Annotated in this window: 28 protein-coding genes; 11 read left to right on the forward strand and 17 right to left on the reverse strand. The window is 71.7% G+C overall.

Going from position 1 to position 25,387, the window contains the following annotated elements; all coding sequences use genetic code 11:
* Window positions 1-134: 134 nt before the first annotated feature.
* The 3 genes from ligA to K7I03_RS09435 all read right to left on the reverse strand — a co-directional run bounded on the left by ligA (window position 135) and on the right by K7I03_RS09435 (window position 4,463).
* Window positions 135-2,330, reverse strand: coding sequence for an NAD-dependent DNA ligase LigA (ligA, locus tag K7I03_RS09425; protein WP_185941338.1), 2,196 nt, complete (start codon window positions 2,328-2,330; stop codon window positions 135-137).
* A 97-nt stretch (window positions 2,331-2,427) separates the two neighbouring features.
* Window positions 2,428-3,468 carry a methionine synthase gene (locus tag K7I03_RS09430; protein WP_224346969.1) on the reverse strand — a complete coding sequence of 347 codons (1,041 nt, stop codon included), beginning with the start codon at window positions 3,466-3,468 and terminating at the stop codon, window positions 2,428-2,430.
* 305 nt (window positions 3,469-3,773) lie between these two features.
* Window positions 3,774-4,463: an SDR family oxidoreductase gene (locus tag K7I03_RS09435; RefSeq protein WP_185941197.1), complete on the reverse strand. Its 690-nt coding sequence runs from the start codon at window positions 4,461-4,463 to the stop codon at window positions 3,774-3,776.
* 440 nt (window positions 4,464-4,903) lie between these two features.
* On the opposite strand from K7I03_RS09435, the gene K7I03_RS09440 reads away from it, so the two are divergent.
* The 3 genes from K7I03_RS09440 (at window position 4,904) to K7I03_RS09450 (ending at window position 7,449) form a co-directional block, all read left to right on the forward strand.
* Window positions 4,904-5,587 carry a response regulator gene (locus K7I03_RS09440; RefSeq protein ID WP_185941336.1) on the forward strand — a complete coding sequence of 228 codons (684 nt, stop codon included), beginning with the start codon at window positions 4,904-4,906 and terminating at the stop codon, window positions 5,585-5,587.
* A gap of 38 nt (window positions 5,588-5,625) precedes the next feature.
* A complete protein-coding gene (locus K7I03_RS09445; protein WP_185941196.1) occupies window positions 5,626-6,744 on the forward strand; it encodes a sensor histidine kinase in 1,119 nt (372 codons plus the stop codon).
* Window positions 6,745-6,888: 144 nt separating this feature from the next.
* Window positions 6,889-7,449 carry a Uma2 family endonuclease gene (locus K7I03_RS09450; protein ID WP_224346970.1) on the forward strand — a complete coding sequence of 187 codons (561 nt, stop codon included), beginning with the start codon at window positions 6,889-6,891 and terminating at the stop codon, window positions 7,447-7,449.
* 335 nt (window positions 7,450-7,784) lie between these two features.
* Here K7I03_RS09450 and K7I03_RS09455 read toward each other — a convergent pair whose 3' ends face one another.
* Window positions 7,785-8,057: a hypothetical protein gene (locus K7I03_RS09455; RefSeq protein ID WP_185941194.1), complete on the reverse strand. Its 273-nt coding sequence runs from the start codon at window positions 8,055-8,057 to the stop codon at window positions 7,785-7,787.
* Between K7I03_RS09455 and K7I03_RS09460 the strand changes: the two genes are divergently transcribed.
* A complete protein-coding gene (locus K7I03_RS09460; protein WP_185941193.1) occupies window positions 8,056-8,337 on the forward strand; it encodes a hypothetical protein in 282 nt (93 codons plus the stop codon). The genes K7I03_RS09455 and K7I03_RS09460 overlap by 2 nt on opposite strands.
* Window positions 8,338-8,395: 58 nt before the next feature.
* Here K7I03_RS09460 and K7I03_RS09465 read toward each other — a convergent pair whose 3' ends face one another.
* On the reverse strand, window positions 8,396-8,998 hold the full coding sequence (locus K7I03_RS09465; RefSeq protein WP_185941192.1) for an ATP-binding protein: 603 nt from the start codon (window positions 8,996-8,998) through the stop codon (window positions 8,396-8,398).
* A 182-nt stretch (window positions 8,999-9,180) separates the two neighbouring features.
* Between K7I03_RS09465 and K7I03_RS09470 the strand changes: the two genes are divergently transcribed.
* The 5 genes from K7I03_RS09470 to K7I03_RS09490 all read left to right on the forward strand — a co-directional run bounded on the left by K7I03_RS09470 (window position 9,181) and on the right by K7I03_RS09490 (window position 11,131).
* Window positions 9,181-10,035, forward strand: coding sequence for a helix-turn-helix domain-containing protein (locus tag K7I03_RS09470; RefSeq protein WP_185941191.1), 855 nt, complete (start codon window positions 9,181-9,183; stop codon window positions 10,033-10,035).
* 11 nt (window positions 10,036-10,046) lie between these two features.
* A complete protein-coding gene (locus K7I03_RS09475) occupies window positions 10,047-10,241 on the forward strand; it encodes a DUF397 domain-containing protein (RefSeq protein WP_185941190.1) in 195 nt (64 codons plus the stop codon).
* Window positions 10,242-10,333: 92 nt separating this feature from the next.
* The gene (locus K7I03_RS09480; protein WP_224346972.1) at window positions 10,334-10,663 is read left to right on the forward strand and encodes a DUF397 domain-containing protein; all 330 of its coding nucleotides are present in this window, start codon (window positions 10,334-10,336) and stop codon (window positions 10,661-10,663) included.
* Between the two features lie 11 nt (window positions 10,664-10,674).
* Complete coding sequence (locus K7I03_RS09485; RefSeq protein WP_185941189.1) at window positions 10,675-10,869, forward strand: DUF397 domain-containing protein; 195 nt, start codon at window positions 10,675-10,677, stop codon at window positions 10,867-10,869.
* A 61-nt stretch (window positions 10,870-10,930) separates the two neighbouring features.
* Window positions 10,931-11,131 carry a Rossmann-fold NAD(P)-binding domain-containing protein gene (locus K7I03_RS09490; RefSeq protein WP_185941188.1) on the forward strand — a complete coding sequence of 67 codons (201 nt, stop codon included), beginning with the start codon at window positions 10,931-10,933 and terminating at the stop codon, window positions 11,129-11,131.
* 367 nt (window positions 11,132-11,498) lie between these two features.
* Here the strand turns inward: K7I03_RS09490 and K7I03_RS09495 are convergent, their stop codons facing one another.
* From K7I03_RS09495 to K7I03_RS09510, 4 genes are all read right to left on the reverse strand, one after another.
* Complete coding sequence (locus tag K7I03_RS09495; RefSeq protein ID WP_185941187.1) at window positions 11,499-11,876, reverse strand: beta/gamma crystallin domain-containing protein; 378 nt, start codon at window positions 11,874-11,876, stop codon at window positions 11,499-11,501.
* 576 nt (window positions 11,877-12,452) lie between these two features.
* Window positions 12,453-13,409, reverse strand: a complete 957-nt coding sequence (locus K7I03_RS09500) for an SDR family NAD(P)-dependent oxidoreductase (protein WP_185941186.1) — start codon at window positions 13,407-13,409, stop codon at window positions 12,453-12,455.
* 125 nt (window positions 13,410-13,534) lie between these two features.
* Window positions 13,535-14,035, reverse strand: coding sequence for a hypothetical protein (locus K7I03_RS09505; RefSeq protein ID WP_185941185.1), 501 nt, complete (start codon window positions 14,033-14,035; stop codon window positions 13,535-13,537).
* A gap of 46 nt (window positions 14,036-14,081) precedes the next feature.
* On the reverse strand, window positions 14,082-14,369 hold the full coding sequence (locus K7I03_RS09510; RefSeq protein ID WP_185941184.1) for a putative quinol monooxygenase: 288 nt from the start codon (window positions 14,367-14,369) through the stop codon (window positions 14,082-14,084).
* A gap of 101 nt (window positions 14,370-14,470) precedes the next feature.
* Between K7I03_RS09510 and K7I03_RS09515 the strand changes: the two genes are divergently transcribed.
* Window positions 14,471-15,046 carry a TetR/AcrR family transcriptional regulator gene (locus K7I03_RS09515; protein WP_185941183.1) on the forward strand — a complete coding sequence of 192 codons (576 nt, stop codon included), beginning with the start codon at window positions 14,471-14,473 and terminating at the stop codon, window positions 15,044-15,046.
* 99 nt (window positions 15,047-15,145) lie between these two features.
* Here the strand turns inward: K7I03_RS09515 and mnmA are convergent, their stop codons facing one another.
* A complete protein-coding gene (gene mnmA, locus K7I03_RS09520; RefSeq protein WP_185941182.1) occupies window positions 15,146-16,288 on the reverse strand; it encodes a tRNA 2-thiouridine(34) synthase MnmA in 1,143 nt (380 codons plus the stop codon).
* 64 nt (window positions 16,289-16,352) lie between these two features.
* Window positions 16,353-17,522 (reverse strand): cysteine desulfurase family protein, encoded by a 1,170-nt coding sequence (locus K7I03_RS09525; protein WP_185941181.1) that lies wholly within the window; start codon window positions 17,520-17,522, stop codon window positions 16,353-16,355.
* A 409-nt stretch (window positions 17,523-17,931) separates the two neighbouring features.
* On the opposite strand from K7I03_RS09525, the gene K7I03_RS09530 reads away from it, so the two are divergent.
* Window positions 17,932-18,516, forward strand: coding sequence for a TIGR03086 family metal-binding protein (locus K7I03_RS09530; protein WP_185941180.1), 585 nt, complete (start codon window positions 17,932-17,934; stop codon window positions 18,514-18,516).
* Between the two features lie 17 nt (window positions 18,517-18,533).
* Here the strand turns inward: K7I03_RS09530 and K7I03_RS09535 are convergent, their stop codons facing one another.
* The 6 genes from K7I03_RS09535 to K7I03_RS09560 form a co-directional block, all read right to left on the reverse strand.
* A complete protein-coding gene (locus K7I03_RS09535) occupies window positions 18,534-19,391 on the reverse strand; it encodes a thioesterase family protein (RefSeq protein ID WP_185941179.1) in 858 nt (285 codons plus the stop codon).
* Between the two features lie 23 nt (window positions 19,392-19,414).
* Window positions 19,415-20,122 (reverse strand): trimeric intracellular cation channel family protein, encoded by a 708-nt coding sequence (locus tag K7I03_RS09540; RefSeq protein WP_185941178.1) that lies wholly within the window; start codon window positions 20,120-20,122, stop codon window positions 19,415-19,417.
* A gap of 76 nt (window positions 20,123-20,198) precedes the next feature.
* A complete protein-coding gene (locus K7I03_RS09545; RefSeq protein ID WP_185941334.1) occupies window positions 20,199-21,248 on the reverse strand; it encodes an ABC transporter ATP-binding protein in 1,050 nt (349 codons plus the stop codon).
* A gap of 76 nt (window positions 21,249-21,324) precedes the next feature.
* Window positions 21,325-22,425: an ABC transporter ATP-binding protein gene (locus K7I03_RS09550; protein WP_185941177.1), complete on the reverse strand. Its 1,101-nt coding sequence runs from the start codon at window positions 22,423-22,425 to the stop codon at window positions 21,325-21,327.
* A complete protein-coding gene (locus tag K7I03_RS09555) occupies window positions 22,422-23,420 on the reverse strand; it encodes an ABC transporter permease (protein ID WP_185941176.1) in 999 nt (332 codons plus the stop codon). Before K7I03_RS09555 ends, K7I03_RS09550 begins: the two co-directional genes overlap by 4 nt.
* Window positions 23,421-23,554: 134 nt before the next feature.
* Window positions 23,555-25,333: an ABC transporter substrate-binding protein gene (locus K7I03_RS09560; protein ID WP_185941175.1), complete on the reverse strand. Its 1,779-nt coding sequence runs from the start codon at window positions 25,331-25,333 to the stop codon at window positions 23,555-23,557.
* Window positions 25,334-25,387 lie beyond the last annotated feature (54 nt).

Raw genomic sequence — 25,387 nt, forward strand, 5'->3', positions numbered from 1 at the left:
CAGGCGCACACCTCAACAGTAGGCCGCAGAAGGCTACGACGGGCAGCGATCGGCGGCGGTTGCCCGAACAGGATCCGGCCTGGCGTGGCGTTCGGAAAGCGCTGTAGGGGTAATGCCCACTGGCCTTGCGGGCATTACTCCGCCGGGGTGGGCTCCTGTGGCACGGCGGCGGCGCGCGCCGCTTCCGGTCCTTCGGCGAGGAGCACGGCGAAGCCGTCCTCCTCCAGTACGGGGACCTTCAGCTGCATGGCCTTGTCGTACTTGGAGCCGGGGTTGTCGCCGACGACCACGAAGTCGGTCTTCTTGGAGACGGATCCGGTCACCTTGGCGCCGCGGGACTGGAGGGCCTCCTTGGCCTGGTCCCGGGTGTACGAGGCGAGGGTGCCGGTGACGACGACGGTGAGGCCGGCCAGCGGCCGGGGGCCCTCGTCGCCGCTCGTCTCCTCCTCCATCCGGACGCCGGCGGCCCGCCACTTCTCGATGATCTCGCGGTGCCAGTCCTCGGCGAACCACTCGCGGACGGCGGTGGCGATGGTGTCGGAGACGCCGTCGACGGCGGCCAGTTCCTCCTCCGTGGCGGCGGCGATCCGGTCGATCGAGCCGAACTCGCGGGCCAGCGCGGCGGCGGCGACCGGGCCCACGTGCCGGATGGAGAGGCCGTTGACGATCCGGGCGAGCGGCCGGGTCTTGGCCGCCTGGATGTTCTCCAGCATGGCCAGGGCGTTCTTCTTCGGCTCGCCCTTCTGGTTGGCGAAGAAGGTGACGACCTTCTCCTCGCCCGTCTTGGGGTCGTGCTTGGGCAGTCCGGTGTCCGGGTCGCGGACGTAGGACTTGATGGGCAGCAGCTCCTCGATGGTCAGGTCGAAGAGGTCACCCTCGTTGAGCAGCGGCGGCGTGGCCGGTTCCAGCGGCTGGGTGAGGGCCGAGGCGGCCACGTAGCCGAAGTTCTCGATGTCCAGGCACTCGCGGCCGGCGAGGTAGTAGATCCGCTCGCGGATCTGGCCGGGGCAGGAGCGGGCGTTGGGGCAGCGGAGGTCGACGTCGGCCTCCTTCATGGGGCGCAGCGCCGTCCCGCACTCGGGGCACTCGGCCGGCATCACGAACTCGCGCTCGCTGCCGTCCCGGAGGTCGACGACGGGCCCGAGGATCTCGGGGATGACGTCGCCGGCCTTGCGGAGGACGACCGTGTCGCCGATGAGGACGCCCTTGGCCTTGACGACCTCCTGGTTGTGCAGGGTGGCGAACTCGACCTCGGAGCCGGCGACGGTGACGGGCTCGACGACGGCCTGCGGGGTGACGCGCCCGGTGCGGCCGACGCCCACCCGGATGTCGAGGAGCTTGGTGTTGACCTCCTCCGGCGGGTACTTCCAGGCGATGGCCCAGCGCGGGGCCCGCGCGGTGGAGCCGAGCCGGCCCTGGAGCGGCACCTCGTCGAGCTTGACGACGACGCCGTCGATCTCGTGCTCCATGGAGTGCCGCACCTTGGGCTGCCCGTAGTGCGCGATGAACTTCCGCACGCCGTCCAGCGAGTCGACGACCTCGGCGTGCGCGGCGGTGGGCAGGCCCCACTCGCGCAGCAGCTCGTAGGCGTGCGACTGGCAGTCGATGGCGAAGCCCTCGCGGGCGCCGACGCCGTGGACCACCATGTGCAGCGGGCGGGTGGCGGTGACCCGCGGGTCCTTCTGCCGCAGCGAGCCGGCCGCCGCGTTCCGCGGGTTGGCGAACGGCGGCTTGCCGGCCTCCACCAGGCGCGCGTTGAGTTCCTGGAACTTCTCCATCGGGAAGTAGACCTCGCCGCGCACCTCGACCAGGGCCGGGATCCGGTCGCCCTTGAGGCGGTGGGGGATCTCGGAGATGGTCCGGATGTTGGGCGTGATGTCCTCGCCGGTGCGGCCGTCGCCGCGGGTGGCGGCGCGGGTCAGCCGCCCGTGCTCGTAGGTCAGGTTGACGGCGAGGCCGTCCACCTTGAGCTCGCAGAGGAAGTGGTAGTCCGCGCCCTCGCCGACGTCCTTGGCGATGCGGTCGGCCCAGGCGGCCAGTTCCTCGTCGTTGAAGGCGTTGTCCAGGGAGAGCATGCGCTCGCGGTGCTCGACGGACGTGAACTCCGTCTCGTACGAGCCCGCGACCTTCTGGGTGGGCGAGTCGGGGGTGCGGAGCTCGGGGTGCTCCTCCTCCAGGGCTTCCAGGTCGCGCAGCAGCCGGTCGAACTCGGCGTCGCTGACGACCGGCGCGTCCTTCACGTAGTAGCGGAAGCGGTGCTCCTCGATCTGCTCGGCGAGCAGGGCGTGCTTCTCCCGCGCCGCCGCGGGCGTCGCAGCCTCCGAGGTCAGCTTCCCGCCTTCTCCGCCCGCTTCGCCGTGCCCGCCGTGCTGTTCGACAGCCACCGTCTCGTCCTCCCGTTGTCCTCAGGTGCGCCCTCCGGCGCCGTCACTCAGGGTTGTCCACGAGTGATCGTGCCGCCCGGACGCAGTGGGCGAGGGCCGAGCGGGCGTAGGCGGGCGACGCGCCCGCCATCCCGCACGCGGGCGCGACCACCACGGACTCGGCGAGAGTCCCAGGTGACAGCCCCAGCCTGCGCCACAGCGTCCTGACACCCATGACGCTACCGGCAGGGTCGGACAATGGGCCGTCCACGCCGGGCACGACGCCGGCGAAGAGCGTCGTTCCGCCCTCGACGGCCTCGCCGAGCGCGTCGTCCTCACGCTCGGTGAGCAGCGAGAAGTCGAACGAGACGCCGGTCGCCCCGGCGCGCCGGAGCAGCGCGAAGGGCACGCCGGGGGCGCACGAGTGCACGACGAGGGGTGCGCCGGCCTGCCGTGCCACGGCGGCGATCTCCCGCAGGGCGCCCTCGACGACGGCCCGGTCGACGGCGCGGTGCGTCCGGTAGCCGCTGGCCGTCCTGACCTGGCCCCGGAGCACGGCCGTCAGCGACGGCTCGTCGAGCTGGAGGACGGGCGTCGCGCCCGGCACCCGGCGGCGCAGCTCGGCGAGATGGCCGCGCAGGCCCTCGGCGAGCGAGGCGGTGAGGTCGCGGCAGGCGCCCGGGTCGCTCAGGGCGGCCTCGCCGCCGCGCAGTTCCAGCGCCGCGGCGAGCGTCCAGGGCCCGACGGCCGAGACCTTGAGCGCCCCCTCGTACCCCTGGGTGAACTCCTCCAGCGCGTCCAGGTCCTCGCGCAGCCAGGAGCGGGCCCGGCGGGTGTCGCGGCCGGGCCGGTCGGAGATCCGCCAGCCGCTCGGCTCCACATGGGCGAAGACCTCCACGAGGAGGCCCGCGGTCCGGCCGATCATGTCCGCGCCGGGACCGCGCGCCGGAAGTTCCGGCAGGTACGGAAGGGTCTCCAGGGACCCGGTGACGGTCTTGGCCGCCTCCCGGGCGTCCGTCCCCGGCATCGACCCGACACCGGTCGCGGCGCCGGGCCCCCAGGGGCGGTTCTCACGGGGCTCGCTGGTCTCGATCGTCTCGCTCACCCGGGAAGGGTACGAGACTCCTCCGGGAAGGACGGGAAGGGACGGGACTCCCCCGGCCAGGACCGGGTCGCCCGGGGGCGCGCGGCGAGCGGGCGCGCCCCGATGAAGGGCGCGCGGGCCGCGCGTCCGGGCGGAGCAACGCCGGGCGGGGCAGCGCCGGGCTCGTCGACGCCCGGCGGGCCGGCGTTCCGCGGGCCGGCGCCCGGCACACCAGCGGCCCGGAACACCGGCGGCCCGGCACCTCAGTACCCCGGCACGTCAGTACCCCGGCAGGTCGGCAACCCGGCAGGTCGGCAACCCGCGCGTCAGCGCCCCGGCCGCACCGAGATGTCGTTGATCTCCGCGTCGCGGGGCAGGTCGATCGCGTGGAGGACCGTCGACGCCACCGAGCCGGCCTCGATCCACCGCGTGGCGTCGTACTCCTTGCCCTCCTGCTGGTGCACCTTCGCCTGCATGGCGGTGGCCGTCCGGCCCGGGTAGACGCTGGTCACCCGCACCCCGTTGGCGTGCTCCTCGGCGCGCAGGGAGTCGGCGAGCGCCTTGAGGCCGTGCTTGCTGGCCGCGTAGGCGCTCCAGTTGGGGCCCGCGTTGAGGCCGGCGCCCGAGTTGACGAAGACCACGTGGCCGTGGGCCACCCGCAGTTGGGGCAGGAACAGGCGGGTGAGCTCCGCCGGGGCGACGAGGTTGACCGCGAGGGTGTTCGTCCACGTCCGCGGCGTCAGTTCGCCGACTCCGCCGAGGTCCACGACGCCCGCCACGTGCAGCAGCGAGTCGACGCGCTCGGGGAGCGTCTGGTGGTCGAGGGCCCAGGAGAGCCGGTCGGGGTTGGAGAGGTCGCCGACGAGCGTGTGGGCGCCGGGGAACCGGGCCGCCAGTTCCTTGGCGCGTCCGGCGTCGCGCGCGAACAGGAAGATCTCGTCCCCGCGGGCGAGCAGCCGCTCGGCCAGCACCTCTCCGATGCCCGATCCGGCACCGGTGATCACATGTGTTGCCATGTGCCCAGCTTGCCTTACCGCGCCCGGCGGACGCGCGGTAGTCCGGAACCTCGCGGAAGGCCGAGCGTGCGGGGCGGGTCGAGCGCCCCGGCGGCGGCGACCCCCTTCGGGGGTGGGGAAAACACCGCGGCCGGGGCGGACCCGTTCCGGAGGCGGGCGGCCGTCCCTGTCGGGACGGCCCCCCGGAGCCGTACGTCCCCCCTGGCCGTACGGCTCCTCGGCCGCGCTCCCCCCACGGAACGCGCGGCCGCCCGCCCGCCTCCGGATGTCCGGCGTGATGCGGACCGCATCCCCCTCGCCTTCATGGTGGCAACCCCGGGGCACCTCGCGGTACCCGCCGACCGTCGGTTCCGTCCCCGCCGGTCGGCGGGGGTGACGGGTCCCGACCGACCGGGCGGTTGTTATATTTCCTGACCGGTAACAGCGCAGGAGTGGTGATGGTGATCCGCGTCATGGTCGTGGACGACGAGAAGCTGCTGCGCGCGGGGATCCGCAGCATTCTGGAAGCGGAACCGGATATCGAGGTTCCGGTGGCCTGCGAGGGCGTACGCGCCGTGGAACTCGCGGTCGCGCACCGCCCCGACGTCGTCCTGCTGGACATCCGGATGCCCGAGGTGGACGGCCTCTCGGTGCTCGGCTCGCTGCTGGCGCTGCCGGAGCCGCCCGTGGTGGCGATGCTCACCACCTTCTCCGGCGACGAGCACATCGCCCCCGCCCTGCGGGCCGGCGCCGCCGGGTTCCTGGTGAAGGACACCGTCCCCGACGAACTGGCCAGTGCCGTACGCATCCTGGCGGCCGGCGGAACGGTTCTGTCGCCCGCCGTCGCGAACAGCGTGGTCGACGGCTACCTGCGCGCCGGCGGCGGAGCCCCGCCCGCCCGGCTGGCCACCCTCACCGAGCGCGAGCGCGCGGTGCTGGCCCTGCTGGCCCGGGGGAAGTCCAACGCGGAGATCGGCGCCGCCCTGCTGATGGGCGCCGCCACGGCCAAGGACCACGTGAGCGCGATCCTGGCCAAGCTCGGCGCGGCCAACCGCGTCCAGGCGGCCGTCCTCGCCCACCACCACGGGCTGGTCCGCCTCGACGGGGAACCCGGCGGGGAACCGGACGCGGCCGGTCCGGCGTGAGGCGCCTCCGCGCGGCGTTCGGGGGTGTGCGGCGGCCGGTGACCTGGCGGAGCTTCCGCCGCGACCTGCTCCTCCTCCCGGTGGCGACGGCCGAGACCGCGGCCATGTACCCCGTGGCCGGCCCGACGGAGACCGCCCTCTACGCCGTGACCGTCGCCGCCCTCTTCGTCCGGCGCCGCTTCCCCGTCCCCGTCCTGGTGACGGCCCTGCCCGTCACCTTCGGCGGGCACCTGCTGATCGCGCCCATGGTGGCCACGTACGAGGTCTCGCGCTCCGTGGAACGGCGGCGGACGGTCTACGGCTGGTCCCTAGCCTTCTTCCTCACCTCGCTCGGCCCTTGGTGGCCGTCGCTGCCGGACGCCTGGCGCGGCCCGGACGACGCGCTGCTCTTCGGCGTCCTCTCGTCCGCCCTGATGACGATCGGCCCGACGGCGATGGGCCAGCTCAGCCGCGCCCGCCGGCAACTGGCCGATCACATCCAGGAGTTGTCCCACGCCCACCGCCGGGAGGCGGAGCTGATCGCCGAACGGGCCGTCGTCGCCGAACGGGCCCGGCTGGCCCGGGAGATGCACGACGTCGTCTCGTACCAGGTCAGCCTGATGACCGTACAGGCCGGCGCCCTGGAACGGACGGCGGAGGAGCCGGCCGCCCGCGAGACCGCCTCGGTCATCCGCGGCCTGGGCGCCACCGCCCTCCGCGAACTCCGCGGCCTCCTCGGCGTCCTGCGCACGACCCCCGGCGACGCGGCCCTCCGCCCCCGGCTCGGCGCCCTGCCGGACCTCGTCGCCGGCAGCGGCCTCGACGCCCGCCTGGAGGCCGACCTGCCCGCCCTCGACGCCCTGAAGTGGCCGGCGGCGGTCGAGGAGGCCGCGTACCGCACGGTGCAGGAGGCTCTGACCAACGTCCGCAAGCACGCGGCGGGCGCGGCCGTCACGGTCACGGTGGGCCTCGTCCGGGAGGGCGGCCGGACCGCCCTCGCCGTGGAGATCACCAACACCGCCGCCCCGGGCGGCGGCACGGAGCCGTCCCCCCTGCCCTCGGGCGGCCACGGCCTGACGGGCCTGCGCGAACGGGCCGAACAACTGGGCGGGGAGTTCACGGCGGGGCCGGTGCGCGAGGGGTTCCGGGTACGGGCGGTCCTGCCGGCCTCGGGGTGACGGGCCCTCGGCGCCGCACCCGGTGACGCTCACTCGTTCGAGTGCCTCCGCACTGAAACCCGCGCGGTCGCCACGACATGAGCCGAGGATGGTCCCCATGTCCCCGACCTGGCGGACGGCCGGGACCAGAGGGGAGGACCCACCGTGACACCGCAGCAGGAACACCCAGTGACGACCGAGGAGATGCGGGTATGGGGCGCGGTCGACACGGCGTTCCCGGACGTGCACGCCGAGATGATCGACGGAGAGGTCTGCATCGAAACCGTGGTGACCAGTGCTCATGGCCAGATGGCGATGTCCGTCGGGGCCCAGATGCTCGCGAAGTGGTGTGTGATGACGGCGACCGACACCGTCTGCGACGGCTGGCGCGGAACGACGTGCCTGCGCCCGGACATCGCGGTGGCCGACCCCGCGTACCGCGGCACGAACCACGACGTGTTTCCCGCCGAGAAGCTGCTCCTCGTCGGTGAGGTCGTATCCGAGTCCAACCCCGGGAACGACACCCGCCGCAAGCTGACCAAATACGCCCAAGCGGGGGTCCCCTGCTACCTGGTCGTCGACCCGATCCAGGGCGAGTGTCTCCTCTACTCGCTGCCCGACAACGGACGATACCGGGCCAAGGTGGAGAGCAAGTTCGGCGATCCGGTCTCCGTCGGTGCGCCCGTCGACATGGACATCGATACCTCGGCCCTCTACACCTACTGAGCCGCCCCCGCCCGCCGCAGGGGTGGCCGTACCGCTGCCCCCGAGCGGCACGGAGGCGGCCCTCCCGGCGCCCGGCATGCCCGATATCCCGCTGTTTACCGCCCTTTTCCGGCCACGCCGGTACCGTTTCGCCACCGGTTTCATCCCGCCCTTGTCACAGAAGGCGCGAGGATTTCTGAGGTTGTAAAGATCTGGTTAGTCTGGCGTGCGCTCGTCAAAAGAACGGGCAAAAAAGCCTGACAACGGGGGAGTTCCGAACCAGTGAAGTTTCGTCATGTCCGCGCCGCGGCCATCTTCGGTGTCTGCGTCGTCGCACTGACCGGTGCCCGGGGCCATCACGGCGGCAGCTGCGGAGGGGGCGGTTCCAGCCACCACAGCAGCAGTAGCAGTTCGTCGTCCGGCGGCAGCACGTCCACGTCCGGCGGCGACTCGTCGGGCGGCACGTTCGGCGGCACCACGTCCAGTGGGACCGGTTCCGACTCCACGTCGGGCGGGTTCAGCACCGGCTCGACGTCGAGCGGGACGACGACCTCGGGCGACTCGTCGAGCGGCGGTTCGTCGATCCTCGGCTCGTCCGGCCGCAGCCGCGGCAGCTCGAACGACGCCATGCGGGACATCAAGATCAACGGCTGCACCTACAGCAGCGCGACCGGCATCACCGCCAAGCTCACCGCCACCAACAGCAGCGCGTCGCAGACCAGCGACTACTCGCTCACCGTGAAGTTCACGATGCCGGAGGGCGACACGCGTACCCGCTATACCTCCATCATGTCCGTCCCCCCGAACAGCAGCCGCACGGCCGACGTCTCCACCGTCTACGTCGCCAAGCCGGGCTCCACGGGCACCTTCCGCTGCTCGGTGACGAACGTTTCGCGTACGTCCCGCTGACGCCGCGCCCGGCGCCGGGTGGGGGTCCGCCCCCCGCCCGGCCCGCGCCTTGTTGCGCTCAGGCGACCAGCGCCGGGACGGCCCCCGGAGGCGGCGCCTCGGCGTCCAGCTTCAGCTCAAACCAGACGATCTTCCCCTCTGTCCCGAACGGGGGCACCCCGAGCGGGAATCCGCCCCACCGGTGGGCGATGAGGTCGAGGATCAGCATCCCCCTGCCCCGGATCGCGTCCAGCGCCACGGCCGCCGGATCCGGCGGCACGGTCGGCACGTACGGACCGGTGTCCGCGACGCTCACCCTCAGCACGGGGTGATCCCACGTCAGCCGGACGGTCGCCGGCCCCCACGCGTGCCGGACGGAATTCGTCGTGAGCTCGGACGTCAACAGTTCGGCCCTGTCGGCCAGTTCGTCAAGCCCATGAACGGCCAGCACGGCACGGAGGGTGACGCGCGCGATCCCGGGGCCGCGCGGGTCGTGCGGGAAGACGAGTTCGTACTCCCAGGGTGCGGTGAAGGGGAGAGGTTGAGGGGCGGGAGCGGGTCGTGGGGGGCATGTGACCACAGGGACACCTCCATGCGGAGCGCGATGACTGTACGGCCTTGGATTGAGTGGAGTTCGGAGCGTTCGGGGCTGGCCCAGGGCTCTGGTACCTCGCGGTGTCATTGCCGCAGGCGAGTGCGGTGCACTTCCACGAGGCTCAGTCGACGGAGCGGTGACGCGACTCACACCGTAGGACACTACGACTCACAAGTGAGTCCCAAACCACGAACGAGTGACCTGCTAGACGACTCACTGGACCGAGGTACGCGGGGCTGCAACACTGTTGGCGCACCGAGAGAGGATCGATGACTCCACGTAACGCTCCCGCGGGCCGCCAGAAGCGCCTGGCAGTCGAGATGCGTCGGCTGCGCGAGCAGGCGGGAATCTCCATCCAGGAGGCCGCTGCCATGCTCGGGGCGGACCGCACGATGATCTCCAACATCGAGGCCGGTCGTACCGGCCTGAGCGGCGACCGTGTACGTCAACTCGCCTGCTTCTACAGATGTTCCGACTCCCGGCTGATCGACGCTCTCGTCGCGATGGCCGCCGGCCGGCGATCGGGTTTCTGGTGGCACGAGTACCGAGGAAAGCTCCCCGAGGGCCACCTCGAGGTATCGGAGATCGAGCATCACGCTGTCCGCATCAGGACAGCGCAAACGGTGCATTTGCCCGGCCTGTTCCAGACGGAAGAACACGCCAGGGCCATTTTCGAGCTGGGTGTACCGAAACTTCCTCGCTTGCAGATCGAACTCAGGGTCGCGCACCGTATGGCGCGCCAGGCCGTCGTGACGGGCCCCGACCCGACGCCGTACACAGGGATCATCCACGAGGCGGCGTTGCGACTGGAGTTCGGCGGCCGCGAGGTCGCCAGAAAGCAACTGGAATACCTGGCGCAAGCCGCGGACCTCGAGCACGTCACGCTACTCGTCATCCCGTTCAGCGCGGGCGCCTTCCACGGCGCGGGACAGTCGATCCTGTACGCGGAAGGCCCGGTGCCCCAGTTGGACACCGTCCATCTGGACACGGCGTTCGGCGCACACTTCGTGGACGCTCCAGCACTCGTGACCAATTACCGCACCCTGCTCGACCTCATGGAGAGCTCCGCACTTCCGCCGGACGCGTCGCAGAGCTTCATCCGTTCCATCGCGCGTGAGCTGTGAGGAGCAGTTTCATGAACCGTCCCCCTTGGCAACGCTCGTCCATGTGCGCGGGCGGCGGAAACAACTGCTTGGAGATCGGAGCTGCGAAGGACGGCATTGCCCTGCGCGAGAGCACCGACCCGGAACAGGTCATACGGATCAGCCCGAGCGCCTTCCGATCGCTGGTCCGCGAGATAAAGGCAGGCACCCCCGCCTGGAGCACCTGACGCGGGCTGGACTCGCCGGTTCACCCTGCGGCGCAGGGTTCTGCCGAAGCATCACAAAGCCTCATCCTCACGATTGGCGAAGAGCTTTAAGGGTGAGCGAGTTGTCCAACCGTAGCTGGGTCAAGTCGTCGTTCTCCGATGCCGGCGGGAACAACTGCATACAGGTGTGCGCGAACACCTACACCGTAGCCATCCGCGAAAGCGCCGAACCGGGACAGGTCATACGAATCACCCCGAGCGCCTTCCGCGCGCTGGTCCGCGAGACAAAAGCAAGCGCCCCCGCCTGCGCGCCTGACGCGGGCCGGACTCGCCGATTCATTCCCTGCGGCGCAGAGTTCCGCACATCGCGGGACATCGAAGAAACCGCGCTCTCGCCGGACGCGACGCAGAGCTTCATCCGTTCCATCGCACGTGAGCTGTGAGGAGCAGCTTCATGAACCGTCCCCCTTGGCAACGCTCGTCCATGTGCGCGGGCGGCGGGAACAACTGCCTGGAGATCGCGGCCGCGAACGACGGGATCGCTCTGCGGGAGAGCACCGACCCTGAACAGGTCATACGGACCGATCCGAGCGCCTTCCGCTCGCTGATCCGCAGGATAAGAGCGAGCGTCCCCTCCCACAGCGCCTGACTTGGGCTTCCCAGGGCCTGGCCGACCGGGCCCACCGGGTGCTGGCGGGGAAATCGACGTTTTGGCGAACAACGCCGACGTCTACCCGACGCCCGGAACCGCCTACGGAGTGCACGTCAAAGCGCCGGCCGACCGGATCGGCGCGCCGGACGCCGTCGCCTACGCCGTGGTCTGGCCGGCGGGCGACGAGGTGGCCGTCGTGCACGGGAGCGTGATGGGCGTCGACGAAAGCAGGACGGGGGTCGCCGTCGTCGCCGCGTAGGCCGTTGCACCGCTCTGCTCACACAGGCCGATGCGGACGAGGCCCTGGAGCAGGCGGTCGCGGTCGACTCGACCCTCGTGCGCAGCCGTCACCGCGCGGCCGGCGATCGCTCCCTCGGGCAGTCCAGCGGCGGACGGACAAGAGGTCCACCTCGCCACCGGCAACCGCTGCCGACCGCTGTGCTTCATCGTCACACCCGAACAGGCCGGCGGCGCACCCGTCTTCGAGCAACGCCACAGCCAAGGTCCGGCCCGCGTGCGCGAGTCGTGCACGCGGGTCCGGGGCAGGGACCCGGTGGCGGCCGGCCACCGGATCCCCATCGCGTTCTCCGGTCGTCGACTCACATCGCCGGTTCGGACCGCCGTCGTCAGTGAATCTTGATCCAGATGATCTTGTGGAGGTAAGGCTGTCCCGGGTTCCACTGGCTCCACTTGCCGAGGGTGACGGTCTCCAGCCGCGGGTCGCTCTCATTCCGCTGGAACTGGAAGGTCACGCTATTGTTCCCGGACTCGACCCAGTTGACGCCGTAAATGGCGACGGGCATTTCGCCGGCGTTGGCGAAGCAGAGCGTGTCGCGGCCATTGTTGTTGTGTATTTCCAGGTAATCGTTCTGGTTGCAGTTCGTGCGGTTGATCGGGGCGGCGGCGGCCGAGTCGGAAGCGGCGACGGCCGGCAGGGCGGTGGCCGCCAGTGCGGCAACGGCCGCTGCGGCCACGCCAAGGGAACGGCCCACAGGGAGCTTCATTTTCTTTCCCTCTCTTCGTGCGGGGTGGGAGCCCTCACCGTCGCATGCGCCACAAGCTCCCCGAAAGAATCCTTCCCGGCCAATTTCCTATGCCACCGGCATAACCGCGAATAGGGCCGACGGCCAATACCCGAATTCCGGTCCATCCGAAAGGACGCGGCACGAAATTCCGGCCACTCCCCCGGAGTCCGAAAGCCGCGGCGCAGCGGGGACCCGTTTGTGGGAGGGATCACGTTTCCCACCGCCGCCGTCGTGCCAAGCGGCGGCCGGCCATGCGGAGGAAACCTTCCGGGGCACCCCGCGGCCACCTTCCCCAGGCCCTCCCGGCCGGCGGACGCCACAGAACCGGCCAAGGCGGACAGTTAGTTAAATGGCCGACACATGAAGATACGAACCGAGCGTGAGCCCACGCGAGCGGCGGCGACGCCCGGCGCCCCGCACCCTCACCGCAGCACGACCACCGGCCCGCCGGGCTCCACACACGGCCGGAAAGACACCCCGCCCCGCCGTGCGCGGGTGGGACAGGGCGCCCCGCCGGCATCCCGCGGTCGCCTTCCAAGCACCCGCCCCGGGCGCCTACCGCGAACCGAAGCCGAGGTGCGGTTCGATGCCGGTCAGCTCGCAACTGGCCATCCACAGGCGGGCGGCGGCGGCCCGGTCGGCCATGTGGGAAGGGACGGGCTCAGGCCGCGGGACGCCGCGCAGGCCGAAGACCCTCGGGCCCCACAACTGCCCTCCCCGCACGTCCGGGTCGAGGACGGCACGGACGATGGGCCAGGCTCCGGCTTCCTTGCCTTGCACCAGGAGCGCGGCGGGCCAGGCGCGCAGCCGCTCGCCGGGCTTCGTCACGTGCACCGGCGGGCGCGACGGGGTGAGGGAGTCGAGCGCGCCGCCGGGGTGCGCGACCACGCTGAGCACCGTGCTGCCGGCGGCGCGCAGGCGGCGGTCGAGTGCGAAGCCGAAGGTCATCTGCGCCAGTTTGGACCGGCCGTAGCTGCGCTTGGGCCGGTAGTCCCGGACGGACTGCGGATCGTCCGGGTCCAGTCGCTCGGACCGCGCCGCGAAGCTGCCGACCGTCACGACGCGGCCGGCCGGCGCCGCGTTCAGCAGCGGCGCCAGCCACCGGGTGAGCGCGAAGTGGCCGAGGTGGTTGGTGCCGAACATCAGCTCGTGGCCGTCGGCGGTCTCCCGGCGCGGCGGGTCGTCGAGCGCGACCCCCGCGTTGTGGACCACCGCGTCGAGGCGGTCGAGGCCCGAGGCGTCCACGGCGGTCTTCAAGGACGACAGATCGGCGAGGTCGAGGGGAAGGCGCCGTAGGCACGCGCCGGGCACGCGCGAGCGGATCGAGGCCATGGCGGCGCCGGCCTTCGCGGCGTCCCGGCTGCCGAGCACGACGACGGCGCCGGTGGCGGCGAGTTGCTCCGCGACGAAGTAGCCGATCCCGGCATTGCCCCCGGTGACCAGGAAGACCTTGCCCTCGGCGGAGGGCGGCCGGCGGACGTCCCACGCCCGGCTCGGGGAGGCGGAAAACACGATGACAGGCTCCTTGCGCTCGGCACCAACCCGCCCAGGCTCGCAGCGTCCGCCGACGCGCCACCGACAGATCACGGTCACCGCCGACAGACCTCCGACGTCCGGTCGCCGGGCGTCCCGCCCGGTCACGTCACCCGGGAGACGGCCTGTTCGAGGAGCCGGTGCATGACTTGAGGGTGGCGGCTCTCGACCGGGGCCCACCGGGCGCGCGCCGCGTCGTCGTCCAGCTGAATGAAGCAGGCCAACAGGGCTTTCCCCTCGAGGCGTTGGAAGAGGAGCTCGGCGCGGAGTCCTAGGGTGGCGGCGGCGGAGAGGAGGACGGCGTCCGGAGTGCCGCGGCGCACCCGCCAGCCGAGCACGTGCCCGTCGGAACCGGCCGGCGCGAGGGTGAGGCCGAGCGACGTCCACCCCTGGGTGAGGGCCTGCCGCGTGCCGGCGTCCGCGTCCTCCAGGACGGCTCGCGCCCATTGTCCGGCGGTACGGTCCGGTGCCGGGTCGGGATCGGCGAGCACGGCGTTCTCGTAGTCGATCCGCGACAGCGTGCTGAGCACGTGCGCGGCGGGCGGCACCGGGACGTGGCACACCGTGCCCGGAAACCGGGTAGAACCGGACGTGGGATCGGCCATCGACACTCCTCGTGGGTGGTGTGGGGCTTTCGGTCGGGGCGGTGCGCTAGCGGGACAGGAGGAAGTGGACCTCGCGGGGCCTGACTTCGAGGTCGCTGATGCCGTCGGGCGTCGCGCCCATCTCGCGGCCGACCTCGGACGCCGCCCGGAAGGCCGCCTCGGACTCGTACGCGCCGGTGGTGACGACGGCGTCGCCGTCCGGGGTGACCCAGACGCCGACGGACAGGAACCCGGGCTGCTGCCGCGCCGCGTCGGCGACCCGATGGGCCTCGCGGACGAACGCGTCGAGGTGTTCAGGGGCGGGGTAATGGAAGGCGACGAAACCGAACGCCATGGGATGTCCTCTCCCGGACGGTTATACGATGCCGTACAACGCCAGACTAGGACGCTATACGGCTCCGTACAATCGGATGGACAGGGTGAGGTGGGCCACAGATGGGCGCATTGCGCACACCGCGCGAGAAGTGGATCGAGGCGGGGCTGGAGGCCCTGGCCTCGGGCGGGGTGGACTCGGTGCGGGTCGAGGTGCTCGCCAAGGCGATGGGCGTGACCAAGGGCGGCTTCTACGGGTACTTCGCCGACCGCGAAGCCCTGCTGACGGCGATGCTGGACACCTGGGAGCGCGAGAGCGTCGACGACGTCATCGTCCGGGTCGAGCGCGAGGGCGGCGACGTACGAGACAGGGTCCGCCTGGCCGGGCAGCTCACCTTCTCCGGTGACCGCCTGCTCCCCATCGACCTGGCCGTGCGCGAGTGGGCCCGCCGCGACCCCGCCGTCGCCGAGCGCCTGCGCCGCGTGGACAACAAGCGCGTGCAACTCCTGCGCGACGCGCTCGGCACCTTCTGCACCGACCCGGACGAGGTCGAGGCCCGCGCCCTGCTCGCCTTCTGCACGGCGATCGGCAGCCACTTCCTCGCCGCCGACCACCCCGGCACCACCCGCGCCACGGTCATCGCCCGCGCCGCCGACCTCGTCCTCGGCGTCCGCCAGGGCACCGCACCCACCGAGTGACGCCTCCCCGACCCCCGAACCCGTCCGCGTGAACCACCGGGCGCCGACGGCGGCTTGGACCGTCGGCGTCGGACGCACGCCCCGGATCGGCAGGTTCCGTCAGGCCGCGACGGCCCGTTCCGTCGTCGCGATCGTCGCCGAGCCGACGACGCGGGTCCCGTCGTACAGGACGATCGCCTGGCCGGGGGCGACGCCGCGGACGGGGCTGGTGAAGGTGACCTGGAGGACGCCGTCCACGAGTTCCGCCGTGACCGGGGTCTCGCCGCCGTGGGCCCGGAGTTGGGCGGTGTAGTGGCCGGGGCCGGTGGGGGCGACGCCGCACCAGCGGGGGCGGATCGCGGTGAGGGCGGAGACGTCCAGGGCCTCGGCGGGGCCGACGGTGACGGTGTTGTTCACCGGGGAGATGTCGAGGACGTAGCGCGGCTTGCCGTCCGGGGCCGGGTGGCCGAGGCGGAGGCCCTTGCGCTGGCCGATGGTGAAGCCGTAGGCCCCCTCGTGGGTGCCGACCTTGGCGCCCGTCTCGTCGACGATGTCGCCCTCGGCGGTGCCGAGGCGCTTGGCCAGGAAGCCGCGGGTGTCGCCGTCGGCGATGAAGCAGATGTCGTGGCTGTCCGGCTTCTTCGCGACGGCCAGGCCGCGGCGCTCGGCCTCGGCGCGGATCTCCTCCTTGGTGGTGAGCGTGTCACCGAGGGGGAACATCGCGTGCGCGAGCTGGCGCTCGTCCAGGACGCCGAGGACGTAGGACTGGTCCTTGGCCATGTCGCTGGCGCGGTGCAGCTCGCGGGTGCCGTCCTCGTTGAGGACGACCGTCGCGTAGTGGCCGGTGCAGACGGCGTCGAAGCCCAGGGCGAGCGCCTTGTCCAGCAGCGCCGCGAACTTGATCTTCTCGTTGCAGCGCAGGCAGGGGTTGGGGGTGCGGCCGGCCTCGTACTCGGCGACGAAGTCCTCGACGACGTCCTCGCGGAAGCGCTCGGCCAGGTCCCAGCAGTAGAAGGGGATGCCGATCACGTCGGCGGCGCGGCGGGCGTCGCGGGAGTCCTCGATGGTGCAGCAGCCGCGGGCGCCGGTGCGGAAGGACTGCGGGTTGGCCGACAGGGCCAGGTGCACGCCGGTCACGTCGTGACCCGCTTCGACGGCGCGGGCCGCCGCGACGGCGGAATCGACGCCGCCGGACATGGCGGCGAGGACGCGGAGCCCCTTGCGGGGGGCCTGGGGATCGGGTGCACCCGGGAAGTCAGTCATAGCCTCTCCAGGGTACGGGAGGCGCGATCTCGTCCCTTCCTCTTATTCGGCGGGACTGCGACGGCTAGCTCAGGCCCGCGCTCCTCGCCCGCTTCACCGCCGGGCCGATCGCCTCCAGGACCGCCGCCACGTCCGCCTCCGTCGACGTGTGGCCGAGCGAGAAGCGGAGCGTGCCGCGGGCCAGCTCCGGGTCCGTGCCGGTGGCGAGGACGACGTGGCTGGGCTGGGCGACGCCGGCGGTGCAGGCCGAGCCCGTCGAGCACTCGATGCCCTGGGCGTCCAGCAGCAGCAGGAGCGAGTCGCCCTCGCAGCCGGGGAACGAGAAGTGGGCGTTGGCGGGGAGGCGGCCCGCCGGGTCCGGGTCGCCGCCGAGGACCGCGTCGGGGACGGCCTCCAGGACGCCGGCGATCAGCCGGTCCCGGAGGGCGCCGACCTCCCGCGCGAACTCCTCCCGGCGTCCGGCCGCCAGCGTGCCCGCCACCGCGAACGCGGCGATCGCGGGGACGTCCAACGTGCCCGAGCGCACGTGCCGCTCCTGGCCGCCGCCGTGCAGCAGCGGGACGGGCGTGTGGCTGCGGCCCAGCAGCAGCGCGCCGATGCCGTACGGGCCGCCGATCTTGTGGCCGCTGACGGTCATCGCGGCCAGGCCGGACACGGCGAAGTCCACGTCCAGCTGGCCCACCGCCTGGACGGCGTCGGCGTGCATCGGGACGCCGAAATCCGCCGCCACGGCGGCGAGTTCGGCGACCGGCTGGACCGTGCCGATCTCGTTGTTGGCCCACATGACCGTGACCAGGGCGACGTCCGCCGGGTCGCGGGCTATCGCCTCGCGGAGCGCCTCCGGGTGCACCCTGCCGTGCGCGTCGACCGGCAGATACTCGACGGTGGCGCCCTCATGGGCCGCCAGCCAGTCGACCGCGTCGAGGACGGCGTGGTGCTCCACCGGGCTGGCGAGGACGCGGGTCCGCGCGGGGTCAGCCGCGCGGCGGGACCAGTACAGGCCCTTCACGGCGAGGTTGTCCGCCTCCGTGCCGCCGGCCGTGAAGACGACCTCGCTGGGGCGGGCGCCGAGTGCGGCGGCGAGCGACTCGCGGGCCTCCTCGACGGTGCGGCGCGCGCGGCGCCCTGCGGCGTGCAGCGACGAGGCGTTTCCGGTCGTGGCGAGCTGGGCGGTCATCGCCGCTGCCGCCTCCGGGAGCATCGGAGTGGTGGCTGCGTGGTCGAGGTAGGCCATGGTGGGGACGATTCTACGAGCTGTGGGGGTGGGCGTACCCGGCGGTGCGGTGCTGTTCGGTGGGGGGGGTGCCCCGGTCCCTCCCCCAGAGGGGGCACCCCCATTTCTCCGTTTCCTGCGGAGGCTGCGCCCCCGCGCCCCCGCAACCGCGCTCCGCGCGGTTGTCCTCAAACGCCGGACGGGCTGGAGGGGGCCGGGGTGGGTGGGCAGCGGGGTGGGTGGGTGAGCAATTCGCGCGCGGTCCTCAAACGCCGGACGGGCTGGCGGGTGGGTGCGGATGGGCTGATTCGGGTCCACCCGTGCTGGACATTGGCCGAAAAGCGCACGGCAGGCAGAGCCCTCCGGCGGCAGGCTCTGCTGGGGCGATCCGCCCGCATCACCACCCATCGCGCACCGAGGAGAGCCGCCCGTGCCCGACACCGAGAACGTTCCCGACCCGCGCCCTAAGCTGCGCCGGGCCGTCGCGCAGCTTGCCGCCGTCGCCGCCGCCGTGCGGCCGGAGCGGCTGAACGACCCGACCCCCTGTACCGAGTACGACGTCCGCGGGCTGCTGGGGCACGTCCTCGGCGCCGCCCGTGCGCTGACGGAGGTCGCCTCCAGTGGCGGGTACCGGCCGAGCGGGCCGCCCGCCACGCCGCAGGTGGCGGACGACGGGTGGGCCGCCGCCCTCGACGAGGCCGGCTCCCGGCTCGTCGCCGCCTGGGACGACGAGTCCGTGCTGACGGCCATGTACGACGTGCCGTGGGGGAAGTCGCCCGGATACGGCGTGATCAGCTTCCTGGTGCTGGAGACGGTCGTCCACACCTGGGACCTCAACGAGGCGATCGGCCGGCCCGTCGAGCTCGACCCGGAGCTGTCCGAGCACGCCCTGAAGGTGGCCGAGACGCTGCCGCCCGAGGGCAGGGAGGGCGCCTTCGGCGCCGCCCGGCCGGCTCCCGAGGGGGCCGACGTCCACACCCGGCTGGCGGCGCGGACCGGCCGCCCTCTGGGCTGATCCAGGGCCGCCGCGCCTCAGCCCAGCATCCGCGCCAGCTGCCGCGACTGCGCCACCAGCCGGTCCGCGCTGTCCCAGATCTCCGCGTCCTCCTCCAGGAAGCCGCCCGCGAGGTTGCGGGTGACGACCGCGATGCGGAGGGGGCCCGGGGCGGGGCGGCGGCGGATGTGGACGGTGAGTTCGACCGTCGGGACCCAGCCGATGATGCCCAGGTCGAACGGGGTGGGCGGGAGCGCGTCGGCGGCGAGGAGGAGCGAGAGCGGGTCCGGGTCGCGGCCGTCCGCGAAGTCGAACCAGCCGCGCATCTCGCCCGGGCCCGTCGGGCCGCCGGTCGCCCAGCCGGCGGTGGCGGGGTCGAGCGCCAGGTCGAGGCGGGCGACGATCTCGGCGGCGCCGAAGCCCTCGCCGCTGCCGAGGTCCTCGCGGGAGACGCAGTGCTCGCGCGGCGGCAGCTCCGGCGGCTTGGCGGTGGTGCGTATGTCGTCGGGGAGCGCGTCCAGGTCGCCGTAGGTGGCGAGGACCCGCAGCCGTTCGACCTCGGTGCCGTCGTCGGCCGTCTGGAACAGGCTCGCCTGGCCGGTGGAGAGCGACCGGCGGGTGTGCGCCCGGCTGCTGCGGACGACGGCCGGGCCCGGCCGGGTGGCGCTCAGGTAGTGGGCGGTGACGGTGAACGGGTCGGGGTGCGGGAGGGTGTCCGCGAGGGCCCGGGCCGTGAGGGCGAGGAGGTAGCCGCCGTTGGCCGCGCCGAAGAGCGTCCAGCCCTGGTGGATGTGGACGTCGTGCGCGGCGGTGCCGTCCTCCGTCACGCCCGGGGCGCGCGGCGTGATCGCGGTGTCCCGGTCGAACTCGCTGTTGCCGATGCTTGCCAGTGCCATGCGGGCACCGTACTACCGGTAGGTTACCGGCGGGTAGCCTTACGGGGAGTGAGGTGCGGCCCGACCCCGGGCCGCACCTCCTCCGCCGCCGCGCTCCGCCGGTGCCAGGCGCGCGGGGCCCGCCAGTGGAAGCGCATCGAGAGCAGCCGCAGCCCGCAGCCGACGACCACCGGGATGGCGTTGGTGGGCCCGTGCAGCACGCCGGACTTCAGCATCAGCGCCGCCGTCGCGGCGCCGGCCATGGCCGGGACGGCGTACAGGTCGCGGTCCCAGCGCAGCAGCGACGGCACCTCGTGGGCGAGGACGTCGCGCAGCACTCCCCCGCCCACCGCCGTGGCCAGCCCGAGGGTGGCGGACTGGGTGAGGCCGAGCCCGTGCCCGTACGCCTTGACCGTCCCGGTGACGCAGAAGAGGCCGAGCCCGGCGGCGTCGAAGACGTTCACCGCGCTGGTGATCCGTTCCACCTCGGGGTGCAGGAAGAAGACGATCAGCGTGGCGATCAGCGGGGTGACGAAGTAGCCGAGGTCACTGAAGGCGGCGGGCGGCACGGCACCGATGACCAGGTCCCGGAAGAGACCTCCGCCCAGTGCCGTGACCTCCGCCAGCACCGCCATGCCGAAGACGTCGAAGTTCTTGCGGACGCCGAGCAGCGCGCCGGAGATCGCGAAGACGAAGATCCCGGCGATGTCCAGCCAGTGCTGGACGGAGGGGGAGAACAGATCGGTGAGCACGCGACATTCTTACCGGTCAGCCGGGTGTCCCCCTTGTCCCGCCCTGGGAGGGTTCCTCGCGGGGGCGCCCGTCCGCTCAGGCCGCCTCCCCCTCCGCGGGCTCCGCCGGCTCCACCGGCTCCGGGTGGTGGCACGCCACCTGGTGGCCGGGCCGCAGCGCGGTCAGCACCGGCTCGTCCGTCCGGCACACCTCCGTCGCCTTCCAGCACCGGGTGTGGAACCGGCAGCCCGACGGCGGCGAGATCGGCGACGGGACGTCGCCCTTGAGCAGGATGCGCTCCCGCTTGGCCCGCCGCCGCGGGTCGGGCACCGGCACGGCCGAGAGGAGGGCCTTGGTGTACGGGTGCATGGGGGTGCTGTAGAGCGAGCTGCGGTCGGTCAGCTCCACGATCTTCCCCAGGTACATCACCGCGATCCGGTCCGAGACGTGCCGGATCACCGACAGGTCGTGGGCGATGATGATGTACGTCAGCCCGAGCTCGTCCTGGAGGTCGTCCAGCAGGTTGACCACCTGGGCCTGGATCGAGACGTCCAGCGCGGAGACCGGCTCGTCGGCGATCACCAGCTTCGGCTTGAGCGCCAGCGCGCGGGCGATGCCGATGCGCTGCCGCTGACCGCCGGAGAACTCGTGCGGGTAGCGGTTGTAGTGCTCGGGGTTGAGACCCACCAGCCCCAGCAGCCGCTGCACCTCCTTCTTCACCCCGCCCTCCGGCGTGATGCCCTGGAGCCGGAAGGGCGCGCCGACGATGGTGCCGACGGTGTGCCGGGGGTTCAGCGAGGAGTACGGGTCCTGGAAGATCATCTGGATGTCCCGGCGCATCGGGCGCATCCCGCCCACCCCCAGGTGGGAGATGTCCCGGCCCTCGAACTCCACGGTCCCGCCGGTGGGTTCGAGCAGCCGGGTGACCAGCCGGCCCATGGTGGACTTGCCGCAGCCCGACTCGCCGACCACGCCCAGGGTCTCGCCGGGGCGGACGTCGAAGCTGATGCCGTCCACGGCGTGCACGGCGCCGACCTGGCGGCGCAGCAGCCCCTTGGTGATCGGGAAGTGTTTGACCAGGCCGTCCACGCGGAGCAGGGGACGTACCTCCGGGGTGGCGGAAGCCGCCTCCTTGTCGAGCGGGATCGTCTTCTCCGGCGCTCCCGTGGAAACCGCGTCGTTGTCTTCAGGCACAGCTCGGTCCTTCACAGCTTGGGAGTGATCACAGCTTGGGAGCGATCTCTTCGGTCCAGATCCGCGTCCGCTCCTCCTGCGTCATGTGGCAGGCGGCGACGTGGCCCCGGCTCTTCTCCCCCGTCACCGGCCGGAGTTCGGGCCGCTCGGTGCGGGTGACCCCCTCCCCCGGGACGTCGGCGTACGGGCAGCGCGGGCTGAAGGCGCAGCCCGGTGGCACGTTGATCAGGCTGGGCGGGGAGCCCTTGACCGGGATCAGCCGTTCGGTCTGCTCACGGTCGATGCGCGGCATGGAGCCGAGCAGCCCCCAGGTGTAGGGGTGCTGGGGCTCGTAGAAGACCTGCTCGGCCGGGCCGCGTTCGACGCAGCGGCCGCCGTACATGACGAGGATGTCGTCGGCCAGTTCGGCGACCACGCCCAGGTCGTGGGTGATGATGATGACGGCGGAGCCGAACTCCTTCTGCAGGTCGCGGATGAGGTCGAGGATCTGCGCCTGGACGGTGACGTCGAGGGCAGTCGTCGGCTCGTCCGCGATGAGCAGGGCGGGGTTGTTGACCAGCGCCATGGCGATCATGGCGCGTTGCCGCATGCCGCCGGAGAACTGGTGCGGGTAGTCGTCCACCCGCCGGTCGGGCTGCGGGATGCCGACCCGGTCGAGGAGTTCGACGGCCCGTTTGCGGGCGGTCTTCTTGTCGGTGTCGTGGTGGGTCCGGTACGCCTCGGCGATCTGCGCGCCGATGGTGAAGTAGGGGTGCATGGCGGACAGCGGGTCCTGGAAGATCATCGCCATCTCGCGGCCGCGCAGCCGGCGGACCTCCTCGGGGTCGGCGGTGAGCAGCTCCCGGCCGTCGAGCCAGATCTCCCCGGAGATCCGGGCCTTGCGCCGGCCGTACTGGCCGACGGTGTGCAGGCCCATGATCCCGAGCGAGCTGACGGACTTGCCGGAACCGGACTCGCCGACGATGCCGAGCGTGCGACCCTTTTCCAGGCGGAACGAGAGCCCGTCGACGGACTTCACCACGCCGTCGTCGGTCGGGAAGTGGATGCGCAGGTCCCGGACGTCCAGGTAGGCGCGGTCGCCCGGTGGCTCCTCGACGATCTCGACGGCCGGCTCGGGGGCGGTGGTCATGAGAGCCTCACACGGGGGTCGATCACGGCGTAGAGCAGGTCCACCACGAGGTTGGCGATGACGACGGCGGTGGCGGCGATGAGCACCACGCCGAGGATGATCGGCAGGTCGCGGTTGTTGATGGCGGTGACCGCGGCCTGGCCGAGGCCGGGCAGGTTGAAGGCGCTCTCGGTGAGGATCGCGCTGCCGACCAGGGCGCCGAGGTCCATGCCGAGGATGGTGGCGATGGGGGTCATGGTGGAACGCATGGCGTGCTTGCCGATCACGACGCGTTCGGTGAGCCCCTTGGCGCGGGCGGTGCGGATGTAGTCCTCGCCGAGCACTTCCATCATGGTGGCGCGGGTGAGCCGGGCGTACATGGCCGCGTAGAGGAAGGCGAGGGCGACCCAGGGCAGGATCAGCCCGCCGAACCAGCCGGCCGGATCGTCGGCGAAGTCCACGTACTCGGACGAGGTCCAGCCGAGCTTGTACTTGAACAGGGCGAGCAGCAGCAGGGCGGTGAAGTAGATCGGCAGCGAGACGCCGGCCAGGGCCGTCATCATGGCACCGCGGTCGATCTTCGTACCGCGCTTGAGGGCGGAGACCACCCCGGCGGTGACTCCGAGCAGCAGCCAGATGACGCAGGCGCCGCCGGCGAGCGAGAGGGTCGGGGGCAGCCGGTCGGTGAGGACCGGCCAGACGGCCTGCTCGGTGCGGAAGGAGTAGCCGAAGCAGGGGGCCGGGCAGTGGTCGGTGGTGCCGCCCCCGGTGTAGTCGCGGCCGGCGAAGATGCCGGAGACGAAGTGCCAGAACTGGACCAGGACCGGGTCGCTGAGCCCGAGCTTCTGCCGGATGCCCTCGATCGTCTCCGGGTCCGCCTGCTTGCCGACGTACATGGCGGCGGGATCGGCCCCGGTGAGCTTGGGGATGGTGAAGAAGATGAAGAAGGTCACCAGCGTGACCACGAGCAGCATCACGATGACGGCGAACAGTCGCCTGACGATGTAAGCGAACACTGCGGTCGGCCCGGCGGCGGTCCGGTGGCGGGGATGCCCACCGGACCGCCGCGCTCGGCCCTCACCTGCCCTTCGGGCCTAGCGGCGGGAGTGCCGGAGGAGCGGATGGACGGTCGACTGCGGCCCGTGCGCGGTCACTTGACGACGCCCAGGGCCTGGTAGTCGTACCGGCCGTTGAAGGCGTCCGTCGTGTAGACGTTGGTCAGCCGGGAGCTACGCCAGATGATGTTCTTCTCGTAGGTGAAGGGCAGGTACCAGGCGCCCTCCATGACCTTCTTGTTGGCCTCCTGGTAGATCTTCCCCGCCTTCTGCGGGTCGCTCTCCGCGATGGCCTGGTCCATCAGCTTGTTGATCTCGGGGTCGTTGAGCTCGGGGTAGTTCTGGTTGGCGGTGTCGAGGATGAACCGGCCGTCCACGATGGGCTGGAGGTAGCCCTGGCCGCTGGGGAAGTCCGCGCCCCAGCCGAAGACGATGATCCCGTAGTTCTTGTTCTTGACGTTCGCCGGGGCGCCGACGACGGTCGACGACTGGGCGCCGTCGTACTGGTCGATCTGCGTCTCGATGCCGATCTTCTTCAGCGACGCCTGAAGCGACTCGGCCGTGGCGATCTCCTGCGGCTTGTTGTTCCGGACCGCGATGGTGGTCTTGAAGCCGTCGGGCTTGCCGCAGGCCTTCAGCTCCTCCCTCGCCTTGGCCGGGTCGGGCGCGCCCTGCTTGAGGTTGTACGGGTCGTAGGACCCGTCGTGCCCGGTGACGGCCGGCGGGATCATGTTGAGGCCGATGTCACCGCCCGCCTGGGGGCCGCCGCGGGCGGTCTGGAGGGAGGTGTGGTCGGCGCCGTAGATGACCGCCTTGCGGCAGTGCACGTTGTCGAACGGCGCGACGGACTTGGGAAAGGCCGCGTACCGGATGAAGCCGGTCCGCGGGTTGTCCAGGTTGCCCTTGGCGGTCTGGAGCGCCTTCTGACGGCCGGCCGAGCCCATGCCGGTGGCATTGAGGTCGACGTCGTAGTTGCCCGCGATCAGGTCGCTGTCCATCGCGTCCGCGTTGGTGGTGAACTTGACCGAGATCTTGTCCGGCAGCGCCTTGCGGACCGCGTCGGAGTCCTTGTTCCACTTGTCGTTGCGGACGAGGACCATGCTCTTGTTGGGGCTGTACGACTCGAACTTGTACGGGCCGCTGGAGAACGGCCGGAGGTTGTACTTCTCCGCGGTGTCCTTGTCCTGCGGCACCGGGCCGGCGGCGGGCAGCGCCAGCATCTGGAGGAAGTCGCCGTTGGGCTTGGCCAGTTTGAAGGTGATGGTCTTGGCGTTCGGCGTCTCGATCGCGGACAGGCCCAGCTTGTCCTTGCTGTCGTCCTTGTAGGGGCCCTTGTACTTCTTCTCCGGGTCCAGGACCTGCATCAGCCAGGTGGGGCCGCCGGAGATCTTGTCCTGCGCCCAGGTGCGCTCGATGCCGTACTTGATGTCCTGGGCGGTGATCGGCCGGCCGTCCTCCCAGGTGACCCCGTCCTTCAGGGTGAACGTGTAGGTCTTCTTGTCGTCCGAGACCTTGCCCAGGTCGGTGGCCAGGTCCGGCACCAGCTCGGCGCTCCCGTGGCCCGGCGCGGGCTTGGAGGTGACGAGGGTGCGGACGTAGTAGCGGGCGAAGTCCCAGGCGAAGCCGTAGTACATGCGCTGCGGGTCCCAGGAGTCGGACTCCTGGGTGGCGATGAACTTCAGCTCGCCGCCCTTCTTGTCGGACGGGCTGGCGACCTTCTCGACGCCCGCGTTGAAGCCGGGGCCCTTGCCGCCGCCCCCGCCGCCCTTGTCGTCCTTGCTTCCGCCGCCACCGCAGGCGGTGACCCCGACGAGGGCCGCGACCACCAGTGCCGCGCCCGCGGCCGTTCTCCTCGATGTCCTGTGTGTTGCCAAGATGTCGCGACCTCCGTGATCGTCGCGGGCCGGGGAGCGGACCGCGATGGGGGT

This window comes from Streptomyces mobaraensis (assembly GCF_020099395.1).
Taxonomy (GTDB): domain Bacteria; phylum Actinomycetota; class Actinomycetes; order Streptomycetales; family Streptomycetaceae; genus Streptomyces.